At 26.5% G+C, this 15,428-nt stretch carries 16 protein-coding genes and 1 pseudogene; 2 read left to right on the top strand and 15 right to left on the bottom strand.

Going from position 1 to position 15,428, the window contains the following annotated elements; all coding sequences use genetic code 11:
- Positions 1–52: 52 nt before the first annotated feature.
- From gloA2 to ACRDBA_RS15095, 3 genes are read right to left on the bottom strand one after another with little or no spacing between them, the layout of a single operon-like run.
- The gene (gene gloA2 / locus ACRDBA_RS15105; protein WP_438573757.1) at positions 53–436 is read right to left on the bottom strand and encodes an SMU1112c/YaeR family gloxylase I-like metalloprotein; all 384 of its coding nucleotides are present in this window, start codon (positions 434–436) and stop codon (positions 53–55) included.
- A gap of 24 nt (positions 437–460) precedes the next feature.
- The gene (locus tag ACRDBA_RS15100; RefSeq protein WP_438573756.1) at positions 461–898 is read right to left on the bottom strand and encodes a DMT family transporter; all 438 of its coding nucleotides are present in this window, start codon (positions 896–898) and stop codon (positions 461–463) included.
- A 12-nt stretch (positions 899–910) separates the two neighbouring features.
- Positions 911–1,333 (bottom strand): DMT family transporter, encoded by a 423-nt coding sequence (locus tag ACRDBA_RS15095; RefSeq protein ID WP_438573755.1) that lies wholly within the window; start codon positions 1,331–1,333, stop codon positions 911–913.
- 143 nt (positions 1,334–1,476) lie between these two features.
- Between ACRDBA_RS15095 and ACRDBA_RS15090 the strand changes: the two genes are divergently transcribed.
- Positions 1,477–2,163, top strand: a complete 687-nt coding sequence (locus tag ACRDBA_RS15090) for a Crp/Fnr family transcriptional regulator (protein ID WP_438573754.1) — start codon at positions 1,477–1,479, stop codon at positions 2,161–2,163.
- Between the two features lie 28 nt (positions 2,164–2,191).
- On the opposite strand, the gene ACRDBA_RS15085 is transcribed toward ACRDBA_RS15090, so the two are convergent.
- The 5 genes from ACRDBA_RS15085 to ACRDBA_RS15065 form a co-directional block, all read right to left on the bottom strand.
- Complete coding sequence (locus ACRDBA_RS15085; protein ID WP_438573753.1) at positions 2,192–2,389, bottom strand: hypothetical protein; 198 nt, start codon at positions 2,387–2,389, stop codon at positions 2,192–2,194.
- A gap of 69 nt (positions 2,390–2,458) precedes the next feature.
- On the bottom strand, positions 2,459–4,159 hold the full coding sequence (locus tag ACRDBA_RS15080; protein WP_438573752.1) for an FUSC family protein: 1,701 nt from the start codon (positions 4,157–4,159) through the stop codon (positions 2,459–2,461).
- A 120-nt stretch (positions 4,160–4,279) separates the two neighbouring features.
- Positions 4,280–5,473: an acetate kinase gene (locus tag ACRDBA_RS15075; protein WP_438573751.1), complete on the bottom strand. Its 1,194-nt coding sequence runs from the start codon at positions 5,471–5,473 to the stop codon at positions 4,280–4,282.
- Positions 5,474–5,953: 480 nt separating this feature from the next.
- Positions 5,954–7,042 carry a ribose-phosphate pyrophosphokinase gene (locus ACRDBA_RS15070; RefSeq protein ID WP_438573750.1) on the bottom strand — a complete coding sequence of 363 codons (1,089 nt, stop codon included), beginning with the start codon at positions 7,040–7,042 and terminating at the stop codon, positions 5,954–5,956.
- A gap of 255 nt (positions 7,043–7,297) precedes the next feature.
- Positions 7,298–7,966 carry a YitT family protein gene (locus ACRDBA_RS15065; protein WP_438573749.1) on the bottom strand — a complete coding sequence of 223 codons (669 nt, stop codon included), beginning with the start codon at positions 7,964–7,966 and terminating at the stop codon, positions 7,298–7,300.
- 387 nt (positions 7,967–8,353) lie between these two features.
- On the opposite strand from ACRDBA_RS15065, the gene ACRDBA_RS15060 reads away from it, so the two are divergent.
- Positions 8,354–8,968 (top strand): SAM-dependent methyltransferase, encoded by a 615-nt coding sequence (locus tag ACRDBA_RS15060; RefSeq protein ID WP_438573748.1) that lies wholly within the window; start codon positions 8,354–8,356, stop codon positions 8,966–8,968.
- A 133-nt stretch (positions 8,969–9,101) separates the two neighbouring features.
- Here the strand turns inward: ACRDBA_RS15060 and ACRDBA_RS15055 are convergent, their stop codons facing one another.
- The 7 genes and pseudogenes from ACRDBA_RS15055 to ACRDBA_RS15025 all read right to left on the bottom strand — a co-directional run.
- Positions 9,102–10,856: an urease accessory protein UreH domain-containing protein gene (locus ACRDBA_RS15055; protein ID WP_438573747.1), complete on the bottom strand. Its 1,755-nt coding sequence runs from the start codon at positions 10,854–10,856 to the stop codon at positions 9,102–9,104.
- 89 nt (positions 10,857–10,945) lie between these two features.
- The gene (locus ACRDBA_RS15050) at positions 10,946–12,304 is read right to left on the bottom strand and encodes a HAMP domain-containing sensor histidine kinase (RefSeq protein WP_438573746.1); all 1,359 of its coding nucleotides are present in this window, start codon (positions 12,302–12,304) and stop codon (positions 10,946–10,948) included.
- A complete protein-coding gene (locus tag ACRDBA_RS15045) occupies positions 12,305–12,991 on the bottom strand; it encodes a response regulator transcription factor (RefSeq protein WP_438573745.1) in 687 nt (228 codons plus the stop codon).
- Between the two features lie 195 nt (positions 12,992–13,186).
- Positions 13,187–13,321, bottom strand: a complete 135-nt coding sequence (locus tag ACRDBA_RS15040; protein WP_438573744.1) for a hypothetical protein — start codon at positions 13,319–13,321, stop codon at positions 13,187–13,189.
- A 353-nt stretch (positions 13,322–13,674) separates the two neighbouring features.
- Positions 13,675–14,022 carry a hypothetical protein gene (locus tag ACRDBA_RS15035; RefSeq protein ID WP_438573743.1) on the bottom strand — a complete coding sequence of 116 codons (348 nt, stop codon included), beginning with the start codon at positions 14,020–14,022 and terminating at the stop codon, positions 13,675–13,677.
- A gap of 161 nt (positions 14,023–14,183) precedes the next feature.
- The gene (locus ACRDBA_RS15030; protein ID WP_438573742.1) at positions 14,184–15,347 is read right to left on the bottom strand and encodes an RNA-guided endonuclease InsQ/TnpB family protein; all 1,164 of its coding nucleotides are present in this window, start codon (positions 15,345–15,347) and stop codon (positions 14,184–14,186) included.
- Positions 15,331–15,428: pseudogene (locus ACRDBA_RS15025) on the bottom strand (IS607 family transposase); the annotation flags it as partial. The pseudogene ACRDBA_RS15025 and the gene ACRDBA_RS15030, both read right to left, overlap by 17 nt.

Raw genomic sequence — 15,428 nt, 5'->3', positions numbered from 1 at the left:
TTATTAAAGGTTTTTTATTAAAAACTTAAACTCTTTTTATCCATTTCTTCTTTTATTCTTCATATAATTCTAAAGGCAGTCCATCTGGATCTTGGAAAAAAGTAAATCTTTTATTTGTAAACTCATCTATTCTTATATCTTCTACTTCTATTCCATTATCCTTAAGCTCTTTTACTGCATCATCAATATCTTCTACACTTAATGCTAAATGTCTTAATCCACATCCTTCTGGTCTAGTTAACCTTTTAGGTGGATTAGGAAATGAAAATAACTCTATTTGATTATTTCCTAATTTTAAATCTAACTTATAAGAATTTCTTTCTTCTCTATAAACTTCCCTTATTATTTCAAGTCCTAAGATATCTACATAGAATTCCTTAGACCTAATATAATCTGATGCTATTATAGCTACATGATGTATATTTTTAAAATTCAAAGTTTTTCACCCCATCTTTTGATATTATATAGATTTTGCATCTATTCTTGAATTATATAATATACCTATTGTAACTATTATTCCACCTAAAATTTTCCCTATTTCTAACTCACCTATGATAAAGTAATCAATAATTACCCCTGCAACTATTTGACCTATAAATAAAAGCAATGCACTATATACTACAGGTATTTTGGGTATAACTATATTTGATGAATAAACTACTACTACACCTAATAATCCACCTAAGAAAATATAAAATGGCATTTCTTTAATTTGAGCTAAAGATATATCCATAGATGATCCTAGTAAAATTAAAACTATTAAAGAACATATAATACCTACTATATAATTTATTAATGTACTTTGCAGTACACCTATTCTTTTTCCTAATGATGAATTTATAACTAAAGATAATGTAGTTAAAATCCCACCTAAAATTGCTAATATAACCATTAACATATTTAACTCCTCCTATACTACTGTCATAACTATTAAACCAATAGCTACAATTATAAATCCAACTATTTTTTTAGAATTAAACTTATACTTTGTCATTCCAAATAATCCATAATGGTCAATTAATGATGAAAAAACTAATTGTCCAAATACTGCTAGTGCTGTTGTTAAGGCAACACCTATTTCCCCTATAGTAGCCATATTAACTAAAGTTAACGCTACTCCAATTGCTCCTCCACTAAATAAATAAATTGGAACTTTTTTATTTATTTTTATCTTTTCTCTTTTTACTATCATAATTATTGAAATACATAATAATCCTACTATATGTATAACAACTAATGCATAAGTTCCTCCTATATTTTTTTCTAGCATTCCATTAAAGGAAAGCATTATAGATATAATTGCACCTATAAGTAAGGCTAAAGCACTATTCATTAAATCTCCTCCTGGTTTATGTAATTTATATAAATTATAGACATGTCAAAATCATTAAATAAATACTACCAAATTAGGTATAATATAAATAGGACATTTGTCCTATTTTGAAAATAATTATATAATTATTTTGAGGTGATAAAGTGAAAAAAATTTCTAATAATAATTTATCCTTAAATTACATAAAAAAGTTTTCTCTTCGAAACTATTTTAATGATGATTTAATTCAATGTTGTGAAATACATATTTTTGATAAAAACGAGCTTATTTGTACATTAAATGAATCTATGGATTATATGTACTTTTTAGTTCAAGGAAAAGCAAAGGTATATACTCTTTTATCTACAGGTAAAAGTCTTCTTATTTGCTTTAATAGACCACTTTCTATAATGGGTGATTTAGAATTTATGGATAATCCCCTTGCAGATTGTAATGTTTTATCTCTAGAGGAGTGTACCTTACTAGCATTTCCCTTTAATAAAATAAGAGAGTTTGCTTATAATGATCCTATATTTTTAAGATTTATCATAAGTTCATTGCATATAAAGCTTAGAAGTAATTCTAGCTATAGCTCTATTAATTTACTTTATCCCTTAGAAAATAGATTTGCTTCTTATTTAATTTCTAGCTTACCTTCTAATAGCCAAAGTTTAACATTAGAAATAGATGGTTTAAATCATATTTCCGAACTTCTTGGTTCTAGCTATAGACATTTAAATCGTGTAATAAAATCCTTATGTGATAAAAAAATTATCTCTAAGGATAAAAACTTTATAACAATATTAAATTATGAAGAACTATCTAATTTAGCAAAAGACTTATTTAAATGAGAAAAGAACGAAAAAAATTCGTTCTTTGCTATTTAAATAAGTCTTTTCCAATACTTTTAATATTTTTATTAACCTTTAATAATTTACCCTTTTTATCTATTTTCTTAACTTGATCTTTTACAATATACTTATTACTTTTATATATAGCTATTATCTTATCTAAGTTATCATTTACTGCTGCGCAAACTGTAAATATAATAAGTGGTGTTAATTTAGGGTCCTCCATTTATAACTAGCTCCTATAAATTATTTATACTTTATTATATTTATTTTACCTAATAAATGTTAATATTTTTTATATATTATTTTTACTTAATATTTCATATCCAAAAGAAATATTAAATTTGTTTGTATCATAAATAAAATCTTCTACTTCCTTTTTTCCATATTTAATATTTCTTAAATAAAGCTTTTGACTAAGTAATGCTATATGAATAATTATATCTCTAATTTCACCTTCATCTTTTTTACTTAACTTTTCATCATCCTTATAATCTATTAAAAAGTTTTTATACCTATTGATTTTATCCTGAAGACTTTCAATACCATCCTTAAGCTTATAAGGAAATAGAATCTTGTTAGCTATTAAAACTAAAATAGCTCCTATAATAACATACACAACACGATAAAAAATTAATACATTTATATTTTCTGATAAAGATGCTATACATAAAGATGCAATAGATGTAAATATAGAAATCTTATAATATTCCTTAAAGGCATAAATCAAATAAAGTGAAACTATTAAAATCAAAATTGTAACCCATCTAATATTAATTATATTTATAAAAACCCCTACAGATATTATTGCAATAACATTTCCTATTACCCTTTCTTTAGTCCTAGAAATTGTATCTTCATAATAAGCTTGCATTACAGACATTATAGTTATTACAACCCAAATCATTTTGTAAAATCCAAGAATATCTGATAAAAGTAAAGCTATTGTTAAGCTTATAGACATTCTCATAGCAAAGTTAAACCTTATAGTATCAGGATGAAAATATTCCATAAATGTATTTTTAGTGCTATCTAATCCTGTAGTTTCCCATTCCTTATATACCTTGTTAAAGCTTCTCTTTTTAAGCTTTCCTAATTCATCTATAGATCTTAATATACCTAATATTATCGTATTTATTTTCTCTGATAAATATAAGTTTTCATTTATGATTATTACATAGTTATTAATAATATCCTTTATTTTTTCTTCATTTATTTCTCCCCTAGAATATTCTAAAATACTATTTAATAAGCTTTTAAGCTTATTTATATTTGACTTACTTATTTCTCCCTTATTATAAAGTTCATAAACTTCCTTTAATAATAAATTAAAATATTCTATGCTTATATAAATGGTAAATTGGATTTTTCCAATATTAGTAGTAAGGTACTTTTTATGCCTTGTTATATATATTTTATAAGCTAATGCCCTCATTATATTAGAGCATTTATTAGTAAGTTTATCATCATAGCTTCCTTTTTTAATATTATCTAATTGCTTTATTAAAAGTTCTAATGATGATGAAACACTCTTACCTAGTATTTTCTTATCATTTCCCCTATAAATAAAGCTTCCTAAAACTACTATCAATACACCAAATATTACAGCTAAAAACCTATTAGGTAATTCACTTAATGTAACACTTGCATATTGAGTAAAAACATAAAGCATTATAAATGGCTTATAAAATGTAGGATCATAGGGGGAAACTATAGTATACATAATTAAAAACATAGTTATAAAATTTAAAAATAATCCTAAAATAACATTACTTGATGATATAAATGCTATTGTAACTATTAGTAAATCTAATATAATTATTTTTAATATTTTTTCAAAGGTTTTAACCTTAAAGTTTTGCCTAGATAATACTGCTGATGTTAATGCAATTGGAAAAGCTATCATCATGTTTTTCACTCCAAATAACCAGCCTACTCCAAACATAGTTATAAAAGCAACTGTTCCATGCTTTATCATAGATTCTTTATTTATCATAAAATCATTCCTTTTAGCACTTTAATGTGTATAGCTTCACCAATTTAACATTGTAATTTTAAAAATAAAAATAAGGTAAGCTATATCTTTTATAACTTACCTCATATATGATATTTTATTCTATTTTAATAATTCTGCTGTATCTCTAGCTATCATTAATTCTTCATTAGTTGGTATTTCATATACCTTAACTCTTGAACCAGCCTTTGATATTTCTTGAACTTCTCCTCTTATTGAATTCTTTTCATCATCTAATTCAAATCCTAAGAACTCAAGACCTTTTAAGCTTTCTTTTCTAGTTAAAGAAGAGTTTTCTCCAATTCCAGCTGTAAATACTATTGCATCTACTCCACCCATTACTCCTGCATAAGCAGCAATTTGAGCTCTTACTTTATAATGGAATACATCTAATGCTAATTGTGCTCTCATATTCCCTTTATTAGCTTCTTCTATAACATCTCTAAAATCTGAAGAAACTCCTGATATACCAAGAACTCCTGATTTTTTATTTAATAAATCTTGTATATCTTCTATTTTATATCCATGCTCTTCAACTAAGAATCCTATTACTGATGGATCTATACTTCCTGATCTAGTTCCCATCATAACTCCAGCAAGTGGTGTGAATCCCATTGATGTATCTATTGATTTTCCACCCTTAACAGCTGCTAATGAACAACCATTTCCTAAGTGACAAGTGATTATCTTTAAGTCCTTTATATCTCTTCCCATTTCTTCTGCAACTTTATATGCAACATATTTATGTGAAGTTCCATGGAAGCCATATTTTCTTATTCCGTACTTTTCATATAGCTCATATGGTAATGGACAAATATATGCTTGCTTAGGCATAGTTTGATGGAATGCTGTATCAAATACTGCCACCATTGGTGTATTTGGCATAAGCTCCTTACAAGCTTCAATTCCTATTACATTTGGTGGGTTATGTAATGGAGCTAAAGTGCTACATTCTTCAATTGACTTTAAAACTTCATCTGTTATAATAACTGATTTTGAATATTTTTCTCCACCATGAACAACACGATGTCCCACAGCTGAAATTTCATCCATTGATTTTATTACTCCATGCTCTTCATTTACTAAAGCTTCTAAAACTAATTTTATAGCATCCTTATGATCTTTCATATGTGTCTTTATAATATACTTATCCTTGCCCTCAACCTTTTGAGTTAAAATAGAGCCTTCAATTCCTATTCTTTCAACTAATCCTTGTACCATTGATTTTTCAGTTGACATGTCTATTAATTGATACTTTAAAGAAGAACTTCCACAATTGATTACTAAAGTTTTCATATTACACATACTCTCCCTTGTTATATAAAATTTAAAATACTAAAATGCAATTATATACAGTATTCTGATATATTATTTACCAAATTAGTATATATTATTATTCTTATTTTTTGCTTTATTTCGCTATTGCTATTATATACTAAATTACTTTAATATAAAATAATTGTTATGTTCTTCACAATGCCATATTTTATCATTATAGCCACATATGAAATCGTTTTTCGCAGGTATGTAAAACGATTTACCATATGTGAAAAAAAACTGAAATTTTTATTTAATTTTATTATATTCTTTTAATTCCCCTAATTCTTCCTTTATAATTGTTAAATTTTTAATTATTAAATTCAATGGTTATTCTATAAGAAAATCTTCAGCAAAAATATAATATAATTAACTATTTATTTAGATGCTCTAATAAAAAAGGATTTAATAAGAATCCTCTTCTTATTAAACCCTTTTAATTTCTATATTCAAGTTTTATTATTTTAATAAATCTCTTATAACTTGAGTTGCATCCATGTATTTAGCAATTGACTTACCATAGTTTAATCTATTGATTATTCTTGATAATGATTCTGACATATCAACAGCCTTAAACCATTTTGCATCTCTTAATTCTTGTGATACATAAGTTAAGTTAGTTGAGTAAACTCTTGATATTATTCCTTCTTCATGGAATCTATTGAACTTTTCTAAACCTTCTGTAAAGAAAGCAAAAGTAGTTGCAACATAAACATTTCTAGCTTTTCTAGCCTTTAATTCTGTTGCTATATCAAATACTGATTCTCCTGAAGCTATCATATCATCAACTATTAAAACGTCTTTTCCTTCAACGTCTCTTCCCATATACTCATGCTCAACTATAGGGTTTTTACCATTTACTACTAATGAGTGATCTCTTCTCTTGTAGAATAAACCTACGTCTACTCCTAAAACGCTTGAGTAGTAGATAGCTCTATCCATAGCTCCTGTATCTGGGCTAATTACTAAAAGCTTATCTTTGTTTAATTCTAATGATGCTTCATTAGAAATAAGAGCTTTTACTATATCATATGTTGGATACATATTTTCAAATGACATTAGTGGTATAGCATTTTGTACATTTGGATCATGAACATCATATGTAATTATTTCATCAACACCTAATCTCTCAAGTTCTTGAAGAGCTAAAGCACAGTCTAGTGACTCTCTTCCTTTTCTTCTATGTTGTCTTGATTCATAAAGTAAAGGCATTATAACAGTTATTCTTGACGCCTTACCTCTTATTGCTGAAACAGTTCTTTTTATGTCTTGGAAATGTTCATCTGGACCCTTGCAGTTTGTTATACCAAACATTTTATATTTACAGCTATAGTTTCCAATATCACATAAGATATAAATATCCTTACCTCTTACTGTTCTAGGAAGCTTTGCTTTACCTTCACCATTTGAAAATCTTATTTCATCAATAGGAACTAAAAATGATTCCTCTGAATTTCTTTTATCTCTAATATATTGATCTACTGCATTACCTAATTCTGTACAGCTCTCTAATGCAATAATCCCAAGCTCGTGATTTGATTCACACATATGTAATTCTCCTTTTCTATATATTATATACTAAACAAATTTAAACACATCAATAGTATATACTATTATGTTTTATTCTACAATTTATTTATCTGAATTTATTTCTACTTTTAAACTATATTTCGTGTTTATCCTTGTTATTATACCATTTTATTAACAAATATGTAAGCTTATATATAGTTTCACAAAAAAATTTAGCAATTTTTTATAAAAAAATATAGCCTTTCTTTAAGAAAAACTATATTTATATATTATTTAATTTGCATATTGTCCTAACTCTTCTAAATTTTCAACAAATATCTCTTCATCAACAGTACTTTCCTTACTTCTTATAGAAACAATTTTATTTAATATAACTCCAGTTAAAAGTACAGCTATTAATGCAAAGATTCCTTTTTCCATACCAAATGTTAATCCACCACATATTGTTACTACTAAATCTATCATTAATAAGGCTATTGCTATATTTATAGTAGAATATTTATTTAATATCTTTGCTAATATTTCTGTTCCACCTGTTGATGCATTTTTGCATATAAGAAGTGATAAACCAGTTGCCATTATTACTGGCCCTATTAAAGAAGCCAATACAATATTATTAATAAGTGCATTGCCATTAAGGACTCCGCTTACTATTTCCATAGACGTTGAAAGTATAAAACTTGAATATAATGTTTTTATTCCAAAATCCTTATCTATAATTTTAAATGCACATATTAATAATGCTGCATTACATATAAAAGTCATTCCAGATACTGATAAACCTGGTATAAACTTATTTACTACTAATGCTAGTCCTGTTAATCCACCTACAGCCATATCATTAGGTAGATACATGCTTGATAGCCCAAATGCTAAAATAAAAACTCCTACTGTTATTATTGAATATTCTTTTACTAATTTAAATAAACTTTCTTTTGTCATACCCCTGCCCCCCGTCGCATTATTTAAGCAATTTATAATTTTCTACTCAACTAAATTCCATCCCCAATACCATGGAATTAATTACATATTTTTTTTAACTAAATAAAAGAATATCAGATAATTTATTAGGTTTAAATAGTTTTTTTTATATTTATGTACTTAATACAACTTAATCTTTAGCCTTATTAATTTATTTATTTAACAACCTTTTTATTGATAATTTATTAATACACTTAAAGCAATCAACTCCCTTTTTGATAGTATATTAAATTTCAAGATTTATTTATAAGTTAAAGGGAACCACTTAGCTTATATGATTGTAGTTCATTTTATGTTAAAATTTAATATATAAAGGACATAAAAAATCTAAAACCTGTGAGGATAAACATGACTGAACAAGAATTTGAAAAGCTACTTAATATAAAAACCTGCGGTGAACAAAAAGGCTTTAATGAGTCTCTTCATTATAATCGTTATGAGGCTACATCATATTTAGCCCTAGAAACATTATTTAACAATTATAAAATTAGTGAAAAAGATAGCATAATAGATTATGGATGTGGCAAGGGACGTTTAAATTTTTATGCTAACTACTTTTATAATTCCACGGTTACTGGAATAGAAATGAATACTTATTACTATAAGGAAGCTTTAGATAATAAGGAAGCCTTTATCTCAAAGCATAGGAAAGATTCTACTAAGATAAACTTTATAAACTCCTTTGCCGAAAAGTCTCCAATTTCTAAAGAAGATAATATCTTTTACTTTTTTAATCCCTTTTCAGTGCAAATATTTATTAAGGTAATTGAAAATATATTAGATTCCGCTTATGAACATGGAAAAACTGTAGATATTGTATTGTACTATCCTTCTCATGATTACATATATTATTTAGAAAATAATACTTCCTTTGACTTAATAAAGGAAATACCTATTTCTAGTCTTTACTCTAAAGATAATAGACAAGTGTTTTTAATATATAGGTTTTCCCTTTATAATTAGAATATTTTTTAAATCAATGTTAACATTGTAATATTTCATAAATATTGCAAGCAAATAAAAATAACTATCATCAAATTAAATAAATTGATGATAGTTATTTTTTCTTTATTATACTTGCTCCATCCTAGTTGCTTTAAAAGTATTTTTTTCTAAGAGATTCTTTATCTACCTTATTAATATCCGAATACACTTCTATAACGCAGTACAATCCATTATCCTTGATTATTCCATAAACACCCTCATCTAATTTAGGAAGCTCTTTAGTCACTATTCCATTAATTATTTCAAAGGTTGCAATGATTTCAGTAAGATCATCATTAAAAATCTTATAAACACCATCATTACTTCTATCCTTCATGTTGAAATTAAATATTGATTCATTTGAATTGTTTAATACAACTACTGATGGCTCAAAATTACCTGCTGAACTAGTAATATTAATTTTTTGGATTTGTTCTGATTGATCAGCTATTTTTATTAATCTATCTGTTTCTACTTTAGATATTGGTAATCCGTAAAACTGTACTTCTCTACTCTCTGATTCATCATTACTTATATCCGACTGGCTAATTTCATTTAAATCATCTACTACTTTTAAAACGCCCCTTTTCATACCCATCCAACAACTGTAGTTAATATCTTTATCATCTGAAGTGAAAGTAATAGTATTAGTTCCAGATGAAAGTTCTTTGCTTATATTTTTTGATGGTATAACTATTTCATTGTTACAAGAAGTGATTCTCTCACCTTCAATTATTATTTCTGTAGGAGTATTTTTTTGAATATAAACAATCTTTGGTGTATATCCATATCCATTAGCAGTTAGTCTTACAATTTGCTTTCCATTAACTATTTCAGCTTTATTTCCATTAGTATCATTATTAGTTTTATTTGATCCATATGAACTACTTGAAGCACCTGATGGAATATTTACTCCTAAAAGTGATAGCCCTCTCGTAGTCATAGAAACACCAAGGATGATAATTATTAATCCACTTATTTTTACTAATCTATTTGAATTCTTTCTACTTAATAAATTAGATACAAGTCCAAAACCTAGCATTAATGGAATTGTTCCTAGGGCGAAGAAAAACATAGACATAGCTCCTAATGCTATACTTCCAGTTCCTAAAGCATATAATTGCATTGTTTGTAATGGTCCACATGGCATAAATCCATTTAGTAATCCTACTACGAAGGGAGTATTATTATTTTTTACATTACAATTATTCCAAGGTAATTTAATTGTTATTTTTCTAAAGACTTTAAATCCAAATATATTCATCCCCATAATTACCATAAAACCACCTGCAATTATAGTAATTAAAGCTTGACCTCCTAGTGATAAAGATACCACCTTACCTATACCACCAACTATTCCACCTAATACTGTGTAAGAAATTAATCTTCCTAAATTATACTTTAATGCTGGTTTAAAGTTTTCAAATCTATTTCCCTTATCAATACTAATACTTTGGCTCATCATTATTCCACCACACATACCAACACAATGTAATGATGATAATACTCCAATAATAAATAAGGCTACAAATCCTACATTGCCATTTAAGCTATTAGCTATATTAAAATCCCCAGAGTTTCTTCCAACCTTTAACATTATAAATGTGATAAAAACAATACCTATAATGTAAAACAAGTCGTTATTATTTTTATCACTTATAATTGAATATCCTGCCTTTGTTAAAACAGCCTGTATTTCTTCATTGCTACATAATTCTGAATCATAAGTAATTACTATGGTAGCTTCTTTTAAACTTGCTCTGGCTGATTTTACTCCTTTTACTTTCTTTAAGCTTTTTTCAATTATCTTTTCACAAGATTCACATACCATTCCATCAACATATAGCTTTTCTCTTTTTATGCTCATAATAACCTCCTTAATTATATCTCCCACTATAATTTTTTCTATGGTTATTATATAAAAAAGATATGTAGATTATATAAAGAACAAAAATACTAAAAAGTTATTGTAAATGTACTTCCTTTACCTATTTTACTTTTAGCTTCAATCTTAGCATTGTGACTTTCTAAAATGCTTTTTACTATAGCTAAACCAATTCCATTGCCTTTAATATAATTTCGGCTTTTATCACCTCTATATAAACGTTCAAAAATATATGGTAAATCCTCTTTAGAAATACCAATTCCATTATCTCTAACTATAAATACTATTTTTTCTTCTTCCTTTTTTAAATATATATTTACTTCACCGTAATCATTAGTAAATTTAATTGCATTATTAATAATGTTAATAATTACTTGCTTTAACTTATCTTTATCACCCTTTACAATATAATTATTTTCATTTTGAATACTACAAGTTAAAGCTATATTTTTATTTTTAGCTTCTATTTTAAATTGCTTATATACTTCAAGGGTAACCTCTTCTATATCCACATCTACTAAATTTAACTTATTACTTTCTGATTCAAAAGCTTTTAATTGATCTAAGTTATTTAAAAGCTTACTAAATCTAACAACTTCACTATTTAACTTTATAAGCCTTTCAGTAGTTATTGGAAAAATACCATCTACCATTGCTTCTAAATTATTTTGCAGAATATTTAATGGTGTTCTTATTTCATGAGATATATCACTAATAAGTTTTCTTCTTAACAAATCTTGATTTTTTAACTTTTCTGCTAAGGAATTCATATTAACTTTTAAGTCATTAATTTCTTTAATTTTTGTTGTACTGTCATTTTTAATATTAAAATTACCCCTAGATAACTTTGTTGACATTTCTGAAACCTCTGAAATAGGCTTCGAAAATTGTTTTGCTAAAAAAGTACTTATTATAATACCAATTCCTATAGTTATAAATGCACTCCATATTATTACTTTATTTATAGAAGTAATAAAATTAGTATCTTCCTCTGTTAATAAAATAGGCGAATATTGTCCTATTTCTACATAACCCACTACTTTATCTTTGTTTTTTATCTCAAAAATATTTGATGTATAAAAGCCCTTTTCTTCTTTATGCATATTATTAAATGAAAAATCTTCAGTTATGTCCTTTGGATTCATTCCCCAAATTACTTCTTTATTAGAATCCATAAGAGTTAAACAATAATTATTCATAAAGGCTTCATGAATCAATTCGTTTCCAGAATTATTATCAAAGGCCCCTTCCTTTTTATATACTTCCTCAAAATAAGTAACTATTCTGTTATATCTTTTATTTTGAACTTCATTCATATAGTTTACAAACTGTTTGTTTATAGCTATATTTACAAAAATAATAATAAATACAATAGTAATAATAGAACTTATTAAAAAGCTTCCACTTAGCTTTCTTCGTATAGTGCTCAACTAAAAATCACCACCAAATCTATAACCTACCCTTGTAACAGTTATAATATATTTAGGATTTTTCGTATCAATTTCTAGCTTTTTTCTAAGATTTTTTATATGTACATCAATAGTTCTATCAAAGCCATCAAAGCTTTCTCCAAATATATTGTTAATTATTTGCTCACGAGTTAATGCTCTTCCTTTATGACTTATAAGAAGCTCTAAAATTTCAAATTCATTTGGAGTTAAGGTTATTTCATTAGAATTTAATTTTACCCTTCTTCTACTTGAATCAACTATTAATTCTCCATTATTATATAAATAATCTTCACTATTTTTTTCTATATTAAATCTTCTAAATAATGCATTTACTCTTGCAACTAGCTCCCTAGGACTAAAGGGCTTTACTAAATACTCATCTGCACCTATGTTTAAACCTTCGATTCGTGAATCTAAATCTCCCTTTGCAGTTAACATAAATATATGCACATCAGATTTTTCTCTTATAGCCTTACAAACTCTTTCACCACTTAAATCAGGAAGCATCAAATCTAATATTACTAAATCAAAGTTATTTGAAAAAAATAAATCTATAGCTTCTATTCCTCTCTCTGAGTGTACTACCTTATATCCTTCATTCTCTAAATAGGCCTTTAATACTTCAGAAACAGATATCTCATCTTCTAACAATAAAATTTTATACACAAAATCACCTCTACTAATTAACCTTTATTTAATTATAATTGTAATATATAAAGAAAATATGTATATTTGTTTAAAGGCTTAATAATTTATTTCAAACCTATATCCACGTATAATAAAATCATCAATTTTTTCTTCATAAACTCCTCATGATTTGATTCACGTATTGTAAAAGCAGCCGCTAAATCATCATTTTCTTCAATTAATGGTAAGGGCTGGCCTTACGTCATCTAATGATAACTTATATCCTATTTCTTCATAAACATCACGCTCTGCTGCAACTTGACTTGTATCTCCTGAAACAAAACTACCACCAACTGTAATATCCCACATATTAGGCATCCTTCTTTAAAAGGCTGCCTTTGTTGAACTAACATCTTTCCGTCTGAATTAAAAATACATACAGATAAGCATTGTCTATAAATTGTTATGCATGCTTTCCGGTCCTAGTTCTAGTGTACTCAAAACATAAAAAATACCCTCCACTATAAATTAATTTCTATAGTCATAGGGTATCATGGAGTTGAAAACAATTATAGATGTCATATGTTCAAGAGCTTACAATAAAAATAGCTATTATCAAGCTATAAAAATCAACTTGATAATAGCTCTATAATTTTTAATAAAGCATAGCTTTACCAATAAATTCATAAATACTAGTTGTCATATTGAATGAATCGTCTTCTTTATCTCTTCTTATTAAATCTGCTATGCCACTTATCTTCTTTTTTATCATTATTCTTAATTTTTTCAAAAATAGAGTTAGCTCTTGAGCTTAATTCATTGTGTAATAGAAGTTCATCCTTAGATAAATTATTAATTTCTTCTTCAGTTAATGTACCTCCAACACAAACCTCCTTTGATGAATTATCATCGCTAATACAAGTAATATCAAAATAATTTGGTGGATCTATAATTATTTCATCCTCCTCCATTAACTCCATTAGATATTCCTTTATATCTAAATCTAATTCATTAGCTTTTATAATATCTAATACCTCTTTAACTGTTTTATCAAAGTCAAATCCTAACATTAAAGTTCTCTGCTACTCAAAATATGGTCAAATATATCCATATTGAGAAAATTCCTTCTTCAATGAACCTCGTTTTGCCTAAGCTACTACGATTTGATATGGCTCTCCAAAGGCTTAAATTCCGAAGTTAGCCCTCCGTACATATATAAGTGCTTTTGATTTTAAGCTATCTTATATTTTTTAGCACTTTTAAGATTAATACTTGCATTTAAATCTCTATCAATAGATAAGCCACAACTACAGTTATATACTCTATCTTTAAGTTTTAAATCCTTTTTAATCTCTCCACATTGGCTACAAGTCTTACTTGATGGATAAAATCTATCAACTACTCTAAGTTCAATATTATTTTGTTTACATTTAGTAGTTAGTTTCGTTCTAAATTCAAAGAACTTTTGACTTGCTATAGCTTTAGATAAATGCTTATTCTTCATCATATTTGATACTGCTAAATCTTCAATTGTAATGTAGCTTGGCTTTTGCTTTATTATTGAAGATACTGTTTTGTTAATATAATCAGTTCGTATATTAGTTAATTTTTGATGAAGTTTTTGTACTTTGACTATTTGTTTTTGGATATTTTGACGAGTAGTCCTCCCTTCTTTTATATTTTTATTTCTTAACTTTAAACTTTCATATTTCCTTGAAAGTTTTCTTTGTTCTCTCTTTAATTTCTTTTCTACCTTTTTAACAGTAGATTTTTTATTTATATTCTTAAATTTATTTCCATCTGAACATATTGCAAACTCTTTTAACCCAACATCAATTCCTATCCCATTATTATTGGATCTAAACATCTCTATATCAATTTTTTCCACTAATATAGAAACATAGTATCTATCAGCTTTTTGGCTTATCGTACCACTTTTAACTATTGAATTAGTTGGTATATATCCAAACTCTTTAAGTTTTATCCAACCAAGAGTGGGTACTTTAACTCTATGTCTTTCTAAAGTCCAATCAGTTTTATTATTCTTAGGAAAATAAGCCTTAACATCTTGATTTTTCTTTTTCTTAAACTTAGGAAACCCCTTAGTTTTCTTAAAAAAGTCTTTAAATGCTTTATCTCCATTCATAATAGCTTGCTTAGTAGCTTTAGAAGATACTTCTTTAATCCATTGAACATCTTGATTATTAGGTATATATTCGTTATTCAACCATTTAGAAAAATCTATGCCACTTACAAACTTTCCTTCTTTCTCATAAACTTCCTTGTTGTGAGCTATATAGAAGTTATATATGAACCTTGATACACCAATAGTTTGATGTATTTTATATTTTTGCTCTTGAGTGGGATTAATCTCTATCTTATATGCTCTTTTCAACTTCTTCGTCCTCTCTGATTTTCTTCTTATATTTTCTTAAACCATATATTCTACAGCTAAATATATGAAGTATGCTTATTA

Source organism: Clostridium sp. (assembly GCF_051654825.1).
Lineage (GTDB): Bacteria > Bacillota > Clostridia > Clostridiales > Clostridiaceae > Clostridium.
Note: the sequence above shows the minus strand (reverse complement) of the source record. Positions and strands in the feature narration are given on the sequence as shown.